The sequence below is a fragment of the Flavobacterium flavigenum genome (genome assembly GCF_027111255.2).
Taxonomy (GTDB): Bacteria; Bacteroidota; Bacteroidia; order Flavobacteriales; family Flavobacteriaceae; genus Flavobacterium; species Flavobacterium flavigenum.
Genome location: NZ_CP114285.2, coordinates 3,573,002 through 3,587,473, shown reverse-complemented (window position 1 = coordinate 3,587,473; position 14,472 = coordinate 3,573,002). Strand labels below are relative to the sequence as shown.

General features: G+C 33.6%; 14 protein-coding genes. 11 read left to right on the top strand and 3 right to left on the bottom strand.

What is annotated here, in order from left to right; genetic code table 11:
* Positions 1–28: 28 nt before the first annotated feature.
* Positions 29–880 carry a thymidylate synthase gene (locus OZP09_RS14880; protein WP_269234519.1) on the top strand — a complete coding sequence of 284 codons (852 nt, stop codon included), beginning with the start codon at positions 29–31 and terminating at the stop codon, positions 878–880.
* Between the two features lie 34 nt (positions 881–914).
* Here the strand turns inward: OZP09_RS14880 and OZP09_RS14875 are convergent, their stop codons facing one another.
* Complete coding sequence (locus tag OZP09_RS14875) at positions 915–1,211, bottom strand: isoamylase early set domain-containing protein (protein WP_269234517.1); 297 nt, start codon at positions 1,209–1,211, stop codon at positions 915–917.
* A 240-nt stretch (positions 1,212–1,451) separates the two neighbouring features.
* On the opposite strand from OZP09_RS14875, the gene OZP09_RS14870 reads away from it, so the two are divergent.
* From OZP09_RS14870 to porT, 4 genes are all read left to right on the top strand, one after another.
* A complete protein-coding gene (locus OZP09_RS14870) occupies positions 1,452–1,796 on the top strand; it encodes a 2TM domain-containing protein (RefSeq protein ID WP_269234516.1) in 345 nt (114 codons plus the stop codon).
* A gap of 13 nt (positions 1,797–1,809) precedes the next feature.
* Positions 1,810–2,292, top strand: coding sequence for a dihydrofolate reductase (locus OZP09_RS14865; protein WP_269234515.1), 483 nt, complete (start codon positions 1,810–1,812; stop codon positions 2,290–2,292).
* A gap of 551 nt (positions 2,293–2,843) precedes the next feature.
* Positions 2,844–3,575 carry a bifunctional demethylmenaquinone methyltransferase/2-methoxy-6-polyprenyl-1,4-benzoquinol methylase UbiE gene (gene ubiE / locus OZP09_RS14860; RefSeq protein ID WP_223679263.1) on the top strand — a complete coding sequence of 244 codons (732 nt, stop codon included), beginning with the start codon at positions 2,844–2,846 and terminating at the stop codon, positions 3,573–3,575.
* A 1-nt stretch (position 3,576) separates the two neighbouring features.
* Positions 3,577–4,287 carry a type IX secretion/gliding motility protein PorT/SprT gene (gene porT, locus OZP09_RS14855; protein ID WP_269234514.1) on the top strand — a complete coding sequence of 237 codons (711 nt, stop codon included), beginning with the start codon at positions 3,577–3,579 and terminating at the stop codon, positions 4,285–4,287.
* Between the two features lie 9 nt (positions 4,288–4,296).
* Here porT and OZP09_RS14850 read toward each other — a convergent pair whose 3' ends face one another.
* Complete coding sequence (locus OZP09_RS14850) at positions 4,297–5,025, bottom strand: TrmH family RNA methyltransferase (protein ID WP_269234512.1); 729 nt, start codon at positions 5,023–5,025, stop codon at positions 4,297–4,299.
* A gap of 39 nt (positions 5,026–5,064) precedes the next feature.
* Here OZP09_RS14850 and tamL point away from each other — a divergent pair, with 39 nt between their 5' ends.
* From tamL to OZP09_RS14830, 4 genes are all read left to right on the top strand, one after another.
* Positions 5,065–7,638, top strand: coding sequence for a translocation and assembly module lipoprotein TamL (gene tamL, locus OZP09_RS14845; RefSeq protein ID WP_281309591.1), 2,574 nt, complete (start codon positions 5,065–5,067; stop codon positions 7,636–7,638).
* 59 nt (positions 7,639–7,697) lie between these two features.
* Positions 7,698–8,765, top strand: coding sequence for a class II fructose-bisphosphate aldolase (fbaA, locus tag OZP09_RS14840; protein ID WP_207297995.1), 1,068 nt, complete (start codon positions 7,698–7,700; stop codon positions 8,763–8,765).
* Between the two features lie 82 nt (positions 8,766–8,847).
* Complete coding sequence (gene accD / locus OZP09_RS14835; RefSeq protein ID WP_163392113.1) at positions 8,848–9,705, top strand: acetyl-CoA carboxylase, carboxyltransferase subunit beta; 858 nt, start codon at positions 8,848–8,850, stop codon at positions 9,703–9,705.
* An 88-nt stretch (positions 9,706–9,793) separates the two neighbouring features.
* Positions 9,794–10,426, top strand: a complete 633-nt coding sequence (locus tag OZP09_RS14830) for a hypothetical protein (RefSeq protein WP_269234509.1) — start codon at positions 9,794–9,796, stop codon at positions 10,424–10,426.
* A 3-nt stretch (positions 10,427–10,429) separates the two neighbouring features.
* Here the strand turns inward: OZP09_RS14830 and OZP09_RS14825 are convergent, their stop codons facing one another.
* Positions 10,430–11,677: an ABC transporter permease gene (locus OZP09_RS14825; RefSeq protein WP_269234508.1), complete on the bottom strand. Its 1,248-nt coding sequence runs from the start codon at positions 11,675–11,677 to the stop codon at positions 10,430–10,432.
* 164 nt (positions 11,678–11,841) lie between these two features.
* Between OZP09_RS14825 and purH the strand changes: the two genes are divergently transcribed.
* The gene (gene purH, locus OZP09_RS14820) at positions 11,842–13,368 is read left to right on the top strand and encodes a bifunctional phosphoribosylaminoimidazolecarboxamide formyltransferase/IMP cyclohydrolase (protein WP_269234507.1); all 1,527 of its coding nucleotides are present in this window, start codon (positions 11,842–11,844) and stop codon (positions 13,366–13,368) included.
* 57 nt (positions 13,369–13,425) lie between these two features.
* Positions 13,426–14,454: a rod shape-determining protein gene (locus tag OZP09_RS14815; protein WP_008466528.1), complete on the top strand. Its 1,029-nt coding sequence runs from the start codon at positions 13,426–13,428 to the stop codon at positions 14,452–14,454.
* Positions 14,455–14,472 lie beyond the last annotated feature (18 nt).

The window sequence follows — 14,472 nt, the reverse complement described above, 5'->3', positions numbered from 1 at the left end:
TCAGAATTAATTATTTAGATTTTATAAAATGAAACAATACTTAGATTTAGTAAAACACGTTTTAGAAAACGGCAATCAAAAAGGAGACCGAACCGGAACAGGTACTAAAAGTGTTTTTGGATACCAGATGCGTTTTGATTTAAATGAAGGTTTTCCAATGGTTACTACTAAAAAACTGCATCTTAAATCTATCATTTATGAATTACTTTGGTTTTTAAAGGGTGATACCAATATTAAATACCTTCAGGAAAACGGAGTAAAAATATGGGATGAATGGGCTGATTCTAATGGCGATTTAGGTCCCGTTTACGGACATCAGTGGCGCAATTGGAATAGTGAAGAAATTGATCAAATCTCAGAATTAATAACTGAATTAAAAACAAACCCGAATAGCCGCAGAATGCTGGTTTCTGCCTGGAACCCTTCCGTTTTACCGGATACGAAGAAATCATTTGGAGAAAATGTATCTGATAATAAAGCTGCTTTACCTCCCTGCCATGCTTTTTTTCAATTTTATGTTTCAAGTCCTAATACCGAAAAAGGAGAAACAAAAGGAAAACTTTCGTGTCAGTTGTACCAGCGAAGTGCTGATATCTTTTTAGGAGTACCTTTCAATATTGCTTCTTATGCATTATTGACCATGATGATTGCTCAGGTGTGTGATTTAGAATGCGGTGAATTCATTCATACATTTGGTGATGCACACATTTATAACAATCATTTCGAGCAATTAGAATTACAATTGACTCGCGAACCAAAGCCATTACCAAAAATGATTTTAAATCCAGAGATCAAAAACATTTTTGATTTTGATTATAATGATTTCACTCTTGTTGACTATGATCCACACCCTGCTATAAAAGGTAGTGTTGCTGTATAAGAACAAAAATCCGCTTCAATTCAAGCGGATTTTTTTATACAGCTAAAACACTGTTTTCACTTCCGGCAAAATCATTCCATTTATAAGAATCTGCTTCCGGATCGTTTACATAAACTCCATCGATTAAATACTTAAACTCATAAATTGCATCTTTTACTAAGTCATAAGTCGCTTTAAATGTTCCGTTTTTTAACTTGCTCAAACTTCCTTCTTCTGGATTCCAATTATTAAAATCTCCAACTACAGCTGCTGAGCTCGCATCTTTGGCTTCGACAGAGAATGTAACCTTACACACCGGTTTTGTTTTGATAAATTGCTTTTTTAAAGACATAACTGTTTCATTTTTAGATTTATACCTTCAAAGTTCGCAAATTCATCTGATTAATCAATACGTACCCTGTATGATTTATGATTATAGCAACCAGAAATATATTTTTTACACTATCGATAATTTTAGGCTTTTTAATTTATAAATTCGGATTTTAAGACCATTTTGAATCAAATATTATTTATTCAAAATAGCGATTTTTCAAAATAAATTATAACTTTATGATCTTATTTTGAATAAATTATGGAAAAAGAAGTACATGAACAATATGAGTATGCCCGTAAAAGAATCAGACAGAAAAAAGCTTTATATTTTCATTTTGTTCTTTTTTTGTTAGGAAGCTTATTTTTATTTGTAGCTAATCGTTTTTTTGGTTTTAGTATTGGAACAGAACAAAATTGGTGTACATGGATCATTACTTTATGGTTTTTTATCTTTATTTTGCACTTCATAAAAATCTACATTACAGATCGATTTATGAATAAAAAATGGGAAAGAGAGCAGATTGACCGATTGGTTGCGCTTCAGCAGAAGAGAATTAATCAATTAGAGTCTTCTATCAATGAAAATCCTGAAAATAAAATTTAGTCTTTAACACACTATGCTTATAATGATAGCGGCTGTTGCCGAAAACAATGCCTTGGGAAAGAAAAACAAATTAGTCTGGCATCTCCCAAACGATTTTAAAAGATTCAAATCGCTTACTACTAATCACCATATTATAATGGGAAGAAAAACTTTCGAAAGCTTTCCAAAACCACTGCCTAACAGAACACATATTGTTATATCCCGACAAGAAAATTATAACCCGGGAGGCTGCATAGTGGTTGACAGCATTGAAAAAGCAATTGCGATGTGCCCCGAAAATGAAGATTCATACATTATAGGAGGAGGCGAAATTTATACGCTTGGATTACAATATGCTGATATAATTGAAATAACACGTGTTCACCACACTTTTGAAGCTGATGCTTTTTTCCCTGTAATCAATGAAAGGGAATGGCAACTGGTAGAATCCGAAGCCAACTATAAAGACGAAACCCATCTTTATGATTATACCTACGAAACATACATTAAAAAATAAAAAAAAACATCCTCAAAAATTGAGGATGTTTTTTTTAAATCAAATGATTAGAGCAATGACCTACTCTTGAAACAATATTTGATAACATAAAATAAAAATTACAAATATTAAAAATACCCCTGAAAGGAATATAATAACATTTGATATTTTTTGAGAGTACATCTCAAAAAAACCCTTAATACCAAATACCACGAAGGTACTAAAGGCAAAGAAAATTAAAATTTCCAAAAACAAATTTAATCCTAAGAACGTATTTTGCACTTTAAATATAATACTGCTCTCAAAAACAGTACTTTCAAAACAGCTTACAAGAACAAATGAGATGCTAAGCGCAAGGAGCACCCACTTGATTTGGGTCATTGTATCTCTATTTATCATTGAAAAAATATTAACATTTTTACAAGTGCTAAATTCACCAATAAATACTTTACCTACAATACCCACTTTTAGTGATTTTACAAAATACAATTAATATCTAAAAACATTCAATCCTAATTAAGAAACACAATTGCAGTTAAATACTTTATGTTATATTTGCGTAAATAAAAAAAATGTCTGAAAAAATAACTCCGTACAAAAACTCAACTTTAGGCAAAAAAGAACAGGTTGCACAAATGTTTGACACTATATCAGGAAACTACGATAACTTAAATCGTGTGATTTCATTTGGAATAGATGTAAAATGGCGTAAAAAAGTATTAAAAATAGTTTCTGATTCAAAGCCAAAAGTTATACTTGATATTGCTACCGGAACCGGGGACCTGGCAATTTTAATGGCACAAAGCAAAGCCGAAAAAATTATTGGTTTAGATATTTCTGCAGGAATGCTGGAAGTTGGAAGAAAAAAAGTAGAAGAAAAAAATCTTTCAAACAGAATTGAATTAGTATTAGGTGATTCTGAAAACATGCCTTTTGAAGACAATTATTTTGACGCTATCACAGTGAGTTTTGGAGTGCGAAACTTTGAGAATTTAGAAAAAGGGTTTGCTGAAATTTTAAGGGTTTTAAAACCAAATGGTGTATTTGTAATTCTGGAAACTTCAGTTCCTGATAAAACACCTTATAGACAAGGGTATCGTTTTTATACTAAAAACATACTTCCAGTTATAGGCAAATTATTTTCTAAAGACAATTCAGCGTATGGTTATTTGTCAGAATCTGCTGCTGTTTTTCCTTATGGAGAAGCGCTAAACAATATTTTAAGAAAAATTGGGTTTATAGAAGTTGTGGCAATGCCTCAGACTTTTGGAGTTGCAACGATATATTCTGCTTCAAAAAAATAGTATGAAAAAAACAGTAGTCTTAATTTTATTAACATTATCCACACAGGGATATTCACAATTTGCTAAAAGTATGTTTAGCAAAGATCCTATTATTAATCTGGAAAACTGGCAGAAACAACGTTTATACTTTGGTTATTATTTAGGCTTTAACAGCTTTGATTTTAAATTTGATTATAAAGAAGTCACAGAAGATATCCAGGTAAAGAAAACAACAGGATTTAATGTTGGGGTTGTTGCAGATTTAAGACTACAGGAATATGTAAATTTGCGTTTTGAACCGGGTTTATACTACACAAAACGAGATTTGCATTTTTCGGGAGTAGGAAATTCAGAAAGTGATTATTTAAGAGAGGTGAACAGTACCTATATTCATTTTCCGTTACTATTAAAATTTTCGGCATTACGTACAGGAAATATCCGTCCTTATTTAACAGGAGGGCTTTCTACCACTCTAAATTTATCCAGCAATTCAAAGTCAAAAGACGACAACTTTGAGGGCACATTTAGAACTAAATCATGGAGTTCTGCTTATGAAATTGGTTTTGGCATCGATATTTTTTCTGAATATTTTATTTTTTCTCCCTCCATCAGAGGTATGTTTGGAATAACAGATGAATTAGTTCGTGATAATCCTGGTCAGCCGAGTCCATGGACAGACAACATAGATTCGATGAAATCAAGAGCAATTTTAATAAATTTTACTTTTCATTAAAACAAAAGCCTAACTATTTCGTTTAAACTCACTAAGAACAATAGCAGTAGCGGTGGCTACATTTAAACTTTCGGTTTTTTGTAGTTTACCAAATCTGGGAATTGTGAGTCGGCTTGTTACTGTTTTTTCAATTTCTGCTGAAATACCATTGGCTTCATTACCCATAATAATGATTCCGTTTTGAGGCAGTACTGATTGATAAATATTTTCGCCATTCATAAAAGTTCCAAATACAAGCAATTTTGCGTTTGTTATAAAAGATTTCAAATCGACATAATTTACATTTACTCTGGCAATAGATCCCATTGTGGCCTGCACTACCTTTGGATTGTAGATATCGACAGTTTCTTTTGAGCAAATAATTTGTTGAATTCCAAACCAATCGCAAAGCCTTAAAATGGTTCCTAAATTTCCCGGATCCCGAATATCATCTAAAGCTAAAATTAAGCCCGAGTCGATTATTGTATTTTCGGCAGGGATCTTGAATACAGCCAAACATGTATTTGGAGTTGATAAAGCACTTATTTTTTTAAGTTCCTGTTCAGTAACAGGAATACGTTTTGAAGTCCCAACCGTTTCAAAATCATTTTGTGTTGTGAATAAATACTCTAATTCAAAATTGGACTGTAATAATTCCTGAATTACCTTTATTCCTTCAGCAAAGAATAATTGATTAGCAAAACGTTGCTTTTTTTGATGTAAACCTGTTATAAGTTTTATTTGGTTTTTACTAATCATAAAATATAATGTACTTTTGAATTAAATATTTAAAAACACTTGAAAAAGATTTTTACAAAAATAACAGCATTTATTCTAATAGCAATACTTATTTGTGCTTGTAATGCAGTGAAACGAGTTCCGGACGGAAAAAATTTACTTATAAAAAATGATATTATTGTAAACGGCAAATCTACCAATGATGAAACTGCTTCAGATCAGATGTATCAGAAACCAAACAGTAACTTATTAGGATTTCGTCTGCGTTTAAATTTATATAATCTGGCAAAATTAAATCCTGATTCTAGTTATCAGGCAAAATTTAAAAATAATCCCGGAAAATATGAGCGCCAATCTAAAATATTATCTGCTAAACAAGTAGACCGTCTTGGACAGTCTTTTTTATACAAAGGAATTCATGAATTCTTAAAAAGAACCGGTGAGCCTCCTGTTATTATTGATACTTCAAAAACCAAAAAAACATTAGTTCGTTTAAAATCCTATTATTTTAACAATGGCTATTTTAATGTAGCCATGAATTACAACATTGACACGGTAGGCTATAAAAAAGCAAAAATCAACTACAATATTACAAGCGGAAATGTTTTTACTTTGGATTCTATTAGACAAAACATAAGCACACCAGCTTTGGATTCATTATATAAAACAAACCCGGAACCTTCATTTTTAAAATCAGGCAACCAATTCAAAACCAGTGATTTTGAAGAAGAAAAAAATCGTATCACTACCTATTTTAGAAATCACGGAGCCTACTATTTCCAGCCTACATATGTCACCTTTGATGTTGATACCATTGGCAAAAAAAATAAGGCAGACATAAATTTAATCATCAAAGACAACAGTATTCAGGAAAAAGATTCCAGCAGGACAGAACCTTTTAAGCTGTATAAAATAAGTGACGTAAATATTTATACTGATTATTCTCCTGCACGAGCAAAAAGCCAAATTAAGGACAGCACCACTTACAACAACTTTAATTTGTATAGTTATGACAAATTAAAATACAAACCCCGCGCTATTACAGATGCTATTTTTATTACAAAGGGAGGTACTTATGCCGATTTCAGGACTACTCTTTCCTCCCGTTACTTAAACAATCTGAAAATTTTCAATTACCCATCAATACAATATGAAGTTGATAAACGAGATTCGACAGCACAATCATTAATTGCAAAAGTCTATCTGACACCAAGAAAAAAATACAGCTTTGGCGCAAGCTTAGATTTAACACATTCCAATATTCAGGATTTTGGAATTGGAGCCAGTGTTTCAGAAACAATTCGAAATGTATTTAACAGGGCTGAAACCTTAGAAATTTCTGCTCGTGTAAACATAGGCTCATCAAAAGACATGGCCAATCCTAATAATAATTTCTTTAATGTTTCGGAATATGGAGTTGACATGAAACTTAATTTCCCAAGAATTTTAATGCCTTTTGGAACAGAAAAAATTATTCCGAAAAGCATGATCCCGTCCACGTCAATTTCCGCCGGTTTTTCTAAACAAAGAAACATTGGACTAGACAAGGAAAACTTCACAGGCGGCCTGTCTTACCTTTGGTCTCCAAAAAGATACAATTCTGCAAAACTAGATCTACTTAATGCGCAATATGTTCGTAATCTGAATCCGGATAATTATTTTAAAGTATATACTTCTTCTTATGATGAATTGAATAGTATTGGAAAAGATTACAATGTCAATAACAACAACTGGGGAGATACACCAGAAGAACAAGCCAATAAAAACCTGACTATACCTAAAGGAGCCTCTGATTTTACTAATGATGTTATAAACAACAGAACAGCATTGACAGCATCGGATTCAAAATACAAAGACGTTCAGGGTATAGAAGAAAGAAGGGTACGTCTGACTGAAAATGACTTTATTTTGGCCACTAGTTATACATTTACTAAAACAACCAAAAAAGATTTGGCAGATAATACTTTTTATCAGTTTAAAACTAAAATAGAATCAGCAGGAACTTTATTATCTGCCATTTCAGGCGTAGCAAGTCTTCCTAAAAACTCAAGAGGCAATTACGAAATATTCAATCTGGAATATTCAGAATATATTAAAACCGAATTTGATTATATTAAACACTGGGATTTTGGCAAAGAAAAAGTACTGGCTGTCCGAAGCTTTTTTGGTATTGCAATTCCTTTTGGAAACTCAGATTATATTCCTTTTTCACGAAGTTATTATTCCGGAGGATCAAATGACAATCGAGCCTGGCAGCCTTATGCGTTAGGCCCGGGAAGTACAAATGCAGTAAATGACTTTAATGAAGCCAATATGAAACTCGCCCTAAGTGGGGAATTTCGATTCAAAATCTTCGGAGATGTTAAAGGTGCAATCTTTGCTGACGCCGGAAATATCTGGAATGTACTCGATAATGTAACTGATGAAAAGGCAAAATTCTCTGGCTTAAACGATTTCGAAGAAATTGCTTTAGGAAGCGGATTTGGTTTGCGATATGATTTGAGCTTTTTTGTTATTCGTTTAGATTTAGGCTTTAAGACTTATAATCCGGCGGATGAACCGGGCAAACGTTGGTTCAGAGAATACAATTTTGGGCATTCAGTTTTAAATTTTGGGATAAATTATCCGTTCTAATGCTAATTAATTCTTATTTTTGCAACCTAAAAACCTAAAAACAACTAAAAAAAATTACAATGGCACACAATATTAAACCAGGAGTAGCTACAGGAGATCAGGTTCAGGAAATCTTTAATTATGCAAAAGAAAAAGGATTTGCACTTCCGGCAGTAAACGTAACCGGATCAAGCACAATTAATGGCGTTCTTGAAACTGCAGCAAAACTAAACGCTCCGGTTATCATTCAGTTCTCTAATGGAGGAGCACAATTCAATGCTGGAAAAGGATTATCGAATGCAGGTGAAAAAGCGGCAATCGCAGGTGGTATTGCAGGAGCAAAACACATTCATACTTTAGCAGAAGCTTACGGTGCAACTGTAATTTTACATACTGACCACTGTGCAAAAAAATTATTGCCTTGGATCGATGGTTTGTTAGATGCATCTGAAAAACATTTTGCAGAAACAGGAAAACCATTATTCAGTTCTCACATGATCGATTTGTCTGAGGAGCCAATCGAAGAAAACATTGAGATCTGTAAAGAATATTTGGCAAGAATGAGCAAAATGGGAATGACATTAGAAATCGAGCTTGGTATTACAGGTGGTGAAGAAGATGGTGTTGACAACTCTGACGTTGATAGCTCTAAATTATATACGCAGCCAGAAGAAGTAGCTTACGCTTACGAAGAATTATCTAAAGTAAGTCCTAAGTTTACAATTGCTGCTGCTTTTGGAAACGTTCACGGTGTTTACAAACCAGGAAACGTAAAATTAACTCCAAAAATCTTAAAAAATTCTCAGGATTTCGTTCAAAAGAAATTCAATACAGGACATAATCCAGTTGATTTCGTTTTCCACGGAGGTTCAGGTTCTACACTTGAAGAAATCAGAGAAGGAATTAGCTACGGAGTGATCAAAATGAATATTGATACTGACTTACAGTTCGCATATACTGAAGGAATCCGTGATTATATGGTTAAAAACCTTGACTATTTGAAATCTCAAATTGGTAACCCAGAAGGTCCGGATGCTCCAAACAAAAAATATTATGACCCAAGAAGATGGGTTCGTGAAAGCGAAGTAACATTCAACGCAAGATTGGAGCAAGCTTTTGCAGATTTGAATAACGTGAATACACTATAATAAAAAAGTTTCAAGTTTAAAGTTTCAGGCTTCAGGTTTCGCAACTTGAAATCTGAAACCTCAAACAAATAAAACATTCAATATGGCTTGGTTTAAAAGACAGGAAAAAGGGATTACGACTGCTACAGAAGACAAGATGGACGTTCCGAAAGGATTGTGGTACAAATCCCCTACCGGAAAAATTATTGATGCTGACGAATTAGCGAGAAATCTGTTCGTAAGCCCTGAAGATGATTTTCACGTTCGAATTGGAAGCGCAACCTATTTTGAAATTTTATTCGACAACAACGAATTTGTTGAGTTAGATAAAAACATGACATCAAAAGATCCTCTGCATTTTGTGGATACAAAAAAATACGCTGAGAGACTGAAAGATGTAATGGAAAAAACGCACCTTAAAGACGCTGTTCGTACTGGAGTAGGAAAATCTAAAGGAAGAGAACTTGTAATCTGCTGTATGGATTTTGCCTTTATTGGTGGATCTATGGGAGCAGTTGTAGGTGAAAAAATCGCAAGAGGTATTGATCACGCGATCAAAAACAAATTACCTTTTGTAATGATTTCCAAGTCTGGTGGAGCCCGTATGATGGAAGCGGCTTATTCCTTAATGCAATTGGCTAAAACGTCTGTAAAATTGGCTCAGCTTGCCGAAGCCGGTTTACCATACATTTCTTTATGTACAGACCCAACTACAGGAGGAACAACTGCATCATATGCTATGCTGGGAGACATCAACATCTCTGAGCCTGGCGCTTTGATTGGTTTTGCTGGCCCGCGTGTTGTACGTGATACCACAGGAAAAGATTTGCCGGAAGGTTTCCAAACTGCTGAGTTTCTTTTAGAGCACGGTTTCCTTGACTTTATTACACCAAGAAAAGAATTGAAAGATAAGATCAACTTATATATTGATTTGATTCAGAACAATGACATTAGAAAATAGTTTTTAAAACTTCTAAAAATATTAAAATCTCATCCGCTTCATTGCAGGTGAGATTTTTTTATATATTTAATTTTAAATCTTATTCTTCATGGCTAAAATTTTTATTAGTTTCGTTATTTGTATATTTCTTTCGAATTGTAGCAAGAAAGAAAATCAAAAAGAAAATATTCATTATATAATTTCTAAGGAAAGTAAGGGAAAAATCACCGGCAACGATACCATTCCTCCAAACCTTCCTATTCCCGGCTGGCTAGTCTATGGAACAAATACCTTTATTATAAACACTGATTCTACAGCATACTACTTTCAAAATAAAGGAATAGGATTTATATGCGGAACACCAAATGCAGACATTATTCCTTATTTTATAAATTTACAACCAAAAGATTTAATTGAAATTTCAAATAAAAACCTTTATGAATTTATAAAATTGAATTATAAAGATAACTTTCGAAATGCAACTTTTATCGCATCACAATCTGACACATTGACATCGAAGATATTCTTTGATTTACGTAAATCCTTGAAGTGTTTTATCAGAGATCGTGATTTCTGTATTGTAAGAAGAACAACCCAAGAAGAAGATACTGTTTTGAAATATAAGAGAAATGATGAATCTTATTATTCTTCAGATGATATTAAATGGGATAAAACAAAAATTAAATTCCCTGAGGAAGTTAAATTTGTAAAACCACTAATTCAAATTAAAACGAAACCTTAAAAACTACATTCCCGTCCGAATAGCCTCAACAGGATCTAAATTTGCCGCCGAAATAGCTGGCAAGATTCCAGAAATTAATCCAATAAGAGCAGCCAGGGTTGTTCCTAAAATTATATTTCCAACGCTTAAGACAAATTCAAAATCAAGCGCTTTTGTTAGAACAAACGCAATTCCCCAAACCATAAGTAAACCAATGATCCCACCGATTACAGAAAGAATTATGGCCTCGAATAAAAACTGAAATAATATGAATCGGTTTTTAGCCCCCAGCGATTTCTGAATCCCTATTAAATTGGTTCTTTCTTTTACTGATACAAACATAATATTGGCGATTCCGAAACCTCCTACCAAAAGAGAAAACCCGCTGATGATCCATCCTACCACATTCATCTGACCGAGAATTCCATCAATAAAATCTGTAAAGCCTGAAAGTACATTTATAAAAAAGTTATCCATCTCCCCTGCTTTCATTCCGCGAATTGCTCTTAGTTTTTGGGCAACTTCTGCTTTATAAGCATCCATATCTACACCTTTTACCGGTTTTAAAACAATTACTGGTGTCATCGAATCGCTGTCGCCGTACATTCTACGCAGGAAATTAGCCGGAAAATAAACCGAGGTATCATTACTGTCCCCGAAAAACCCTGCCCCTTGTTTTGTCATTACTCCGATAACCGTAAAACGCTGTCCGTATAAACGAATATTTTTTCCAATAGGATCGCTTTCTCCAAAAAGTCCGTTGGCAATATCATAACCTAAAACAATTACGGGAGTTCCAGAATTCGATTCGGATTCAGTATAAAATCTTCCTTTGTCAAAACTCAATCCGTCAATATCAACCATTTCGAAAGAAGAGGGAATCATATTTACATCGGCAACAGTTTTCGAATCATATTTTAAAGTTTCACGATTTACGAATAACTGATAACCTACCTGATCGGTATTATTTAGGGAATTTTTCAGGGCAATATATTCATCATATTTTACATTTGGAAACTGCTCTCTTTTCCATTGTGGAATTTCAGATGGGCCAAAGTTATATTTCATTAAATAAATTGTATTTTTATCTAAGCTGCTCAGATCTTTTGAAATTTTCCGATCGAGTGAATCAACAGCGGCAAGTACAGCAATTATCGAAAAAATACCAATAGTTACGCCTAACAATGACAATAAAGTCCGTAATTTATTATTTCGTAAAGCATTAACAGCAAAGCTAAGACTTTCTTTTAATAACCTAAGATAAAGTAGCATATGTTCGTTTTTTCGATAAAGTAAAATTCAATAAATTTAAATCAAAAACCTAATAAAAGGTAACTAACTCATCAGTAGATTTTTTTAATATAATGTTACAAGAATTCCTTTAAATATATAATCAAAAAAAACTACTTTTGCAGTCTGAAAATTATAACTACACAATGAGCACAACTAAAAAAATACAATCAGCATTAATATCTGTTTTTTCGAAAGATGGATTAGAGCCAATCGTTAGAAAATTACACAAGCAAAATGTTACACTTTATTCAACTGGCGGTACTGAAGATTTTATTAAAAACCTTGGTATTCCGGTAGTTCCTGTTGAAGATATAACTTCGTTTCCTGAAATCCTTGGAGGAAGAGTTAAAACATTACACCCAAAAATTTTTGGAGGTATTTTGAATCGTCAGGACAACGAAAGTGATGTTGAGCAAATGAAAGAGTTTGATATTCCTCAGATTGATTTAGTGATTGTTGATTTATATCCTTTTGAAAAAACGGTTGCTTCAGGTGCAAGCGAACAAGATATTATTGAAAAAATTGATATTGGCGGAATTTCATTAATCCGCGCAGGTGCAAAAAACTTCAAAGACACTGTGATTGTAGCTTCAGTAAACGAATACAGCTTGCTTTTAGATTTGATTACAGAGCAAGATGGGGCAACAACTTTAGAAAACAGAAGATTGTTTGCAACAAAAGCGTTTCACGTTTCATCTCACTATGACGGAGCTATTTTTAATTATTTCAATACAGACGAGACGATTTACAAAGAAAGTATTGCAAACGGTCAAGTTTTAAGATATGGTGAAAACCCTCACCAAAAAGGATTCTTTTTTGGAGATTTCGATGCAATGTTCAAAAAAGTTCACGGAAAAGAGTTATCATACAACAATTTATTAGATGTTGATGCTGCAGTAAATTTAATTGCTGAATTTAAAACAGACGGACCAACATTTGCGATCCTAAAACACAACAATGCTTGTGGTTTAGCCTCAAGAAAAACAATCAGCGAAGCTTATTTAGCAGCTTTAGCATGCGACCCGACTTCTGCTTTTGGAGGAGTTTTAATTTCAAACGTTAAAATTGATTTAGAAACTGCTCAGGAAATCAATAAATTATTCTGTGAAGTTGTAATTGCGCCAGCTTATGATAATGACGCGATTGAGGTTTTACAAGAGAAGAAAAACAGAATTATTTTAGTTCAAAATGAGGTTGAATTACCATCTCGTCAAGTAAGAACTTGTCTTAACGGATTGTTAATTCAGGACAGAAATAATATTACGGATAATAAAGAGCATTTAAAAACCGTTACAATTACAGAACCTACTGCTCAGGAGATCGAAGATTTGATCTTTGCTTCTAAAATCTGCAAGAATACAAAATCAAACACAATTGTATTTGCTAAAAACGGAACATTGATTTCATCTGGTACAGGTCAGACTTCAAGAGTTGACGCTTTGATTCAGGCTGTTGATAAAGCAAAAGCTTTTGGATTTGATTTAAATGGTGCTTCAATGGCAAGTGATGCCTTTTTCCCATTTCCTGACTGTGTAGAATTAGCTAAAAAAGCAGGAATAACTGCTGTAATTCAACCAGGAGGCTCAATAAAAGACGAATTAAGCATAAATTATTGCAACGAAAATAATCTTGCAATGGTATTTACAGGAACACGTCATTTTAAACATTAATTTGTTTAACTTTGTTCGATAAATTATTTTATAACATTTTAAACCCCTAAAAAACTTATGGGATTTTTTGATTTCATGACCGAGGATATTGCGATAGACCTTGGAACCGCAAACACTTTAATCATTCATAATGATAAAGTTGTTATTGATAGCCCTTCTATCGTAGCACGCGATAGAGTATCCGGCAAAATCATTGCTGTTGGTAAAGAGGCCAACATGATGCAAGGTAAAACACATGAAAACATCAAGACCATAAGGCCTTTGAAGGATGGTGTAATTGCCGATTTTGATGCTTCGGAAAAAATGATCAATATGTTCATTAAAAGTATTCCTGCATTAAAGAAGAGAATGTTTACTCCAGCATTGAGAATGGTAGTTTGTATTCCATCTGGAATTACTGAGGTTGAGATGCGTGCTGTAAAAGAATCTTGTGAGCGTGTAAACGGAAAAGAAGTTTACTTGATTCACGAACCAATGGCAGCAGCAATTGGTATTGGTATCGACATTATGCAGCCAAAAGGTAACATGATCGTAGATATCGGAGGTGGTACAACAGAAATCGCTGTAATTGCATTAGGCGGAATTGTTTGTGACAAATCTGTAAAAATTGCGGGTGACGTTTTCACAAATGATATTGTATATTACATGCGTACGCAACACAACCTATTCGTAGGAGAAAGTACTGCAGAGAAAATAAAAATCCAGATTGGAGCGGCTATCGAAGATCTTGACGGACCGCCAGAAGATATGTCAGTACAAGGTAGAGACTTACTTACAGGTAAGCCAAAACAAGTTGATGTTTCTTACCGTGAGATCGCTAAAGCATTAGACAAATCTATTCAGCGTATCGAAGATGCAGTAATGGAAACATTATCTCAGACTCCTCCAGAATTAGCAGCAGATATCTACAATACGGGTATTTATTTAGCTGGTGGAGGATCAATGTTAAGAGGTCTTGACAAGCGTATTTCTCAAAAAACAGATTTACCGGTTTACATTGCCGAAGATCCGTTGAGAGCAGTTGTACGCGGAACGGGAATGGCACTTAAAAACATTGCAAAATTTAAAAGTATCTTAATCAAATAAGACAAGATAAGAATCAAT

Bases quoted from the DNA above. Each gene is read 5' to 3' on its own strand.
- OZP09_RS14815 (WP_008466528.1), top strand. From the start codon at position 13,426: ATGGGATTTTTTGATTTCATGACCGAGGATATTGCGATAGACCTTGGA.
- OZP09_RS14870 (WP_269234516.1), top strand. From the start codon at position 1,452: ATGGAAAAAGAAGTACATGAACAATATGAGTATGCCCGTAAAAGAATC.
- OZP09_RS14825 (WP_269234508.1), bottom strand. From the start codon at position 11,677: ATGCTACTTTATCTTAGGTTATTAAAAGAAAGTCTTAGCTTTGCTGTT.
- OZP09_RS14830 (WP_269234509.1), top strand. From the start codon at position 9,794: ATGGCTAAAATTTTTATTAGTTTCGTTATTTGTATATTTCTTTCGAAT.
- porT (WP_269234514.1), top strand. From the start codon at position 3,577: ATGAAAAAAACAGTAGTCTTAATTTTATTAACATTATCCACACAGGGA.
- OZP09_RS14875 (WP_269234517.1), bottom strand. From the start codon at position 1,211: ATGTCTTTAAAAAAGCAATTTATCAAAACAAAACCGGTGTGTAAGGTT.
- OZP09_RS14865 (WP_269234515.1), top strand. From the start codon at position 1,810: ATGCTTATAATGATAGCGGCTGTTGCCGAAAACAATGCCTTGGGAAAG.
- ubiE (WP_223679263.1), top strand. From the start codon at position 2,844: ATGTCTGAAAAAATAACTCCGTACAAAAACTCAACTTTAGGCAAAAAA.
- accD (WP_163392113.1), top strand. From the start codon at position 8,848: ATGGCTTGGTTTAAAAGACAGGAAAAAGGGATTACGACTGCTACAGAA.
- purH (WP_269234507.1), top strand. From the start codon at position 11,842: ATGAGCACAACTAAAAAAATACAATCAGCATTAATATCTGTTTTTTCG.
- fbaA (WP_207297995.1), top strand. From the start codon at position 7,698: ATGGCACACAATATTAAACCAGGAGTAGCTACAGGAGATCAGGTTCAG.
- OZP09_RS14880 (WP_269234519.1), top strand. From the start codon at position 29: ATGAAACAATACTTAGATTTAGTAAAACACGTTTTAGAAAACGGCAAT.
- OZP09_RS14850 (WP_269234512.1), bottom strand. From the start codon at position 5,025: ATGATTAGTAAAAACCAAATAAAACTTATAACAGGTTTACATCAAAAA.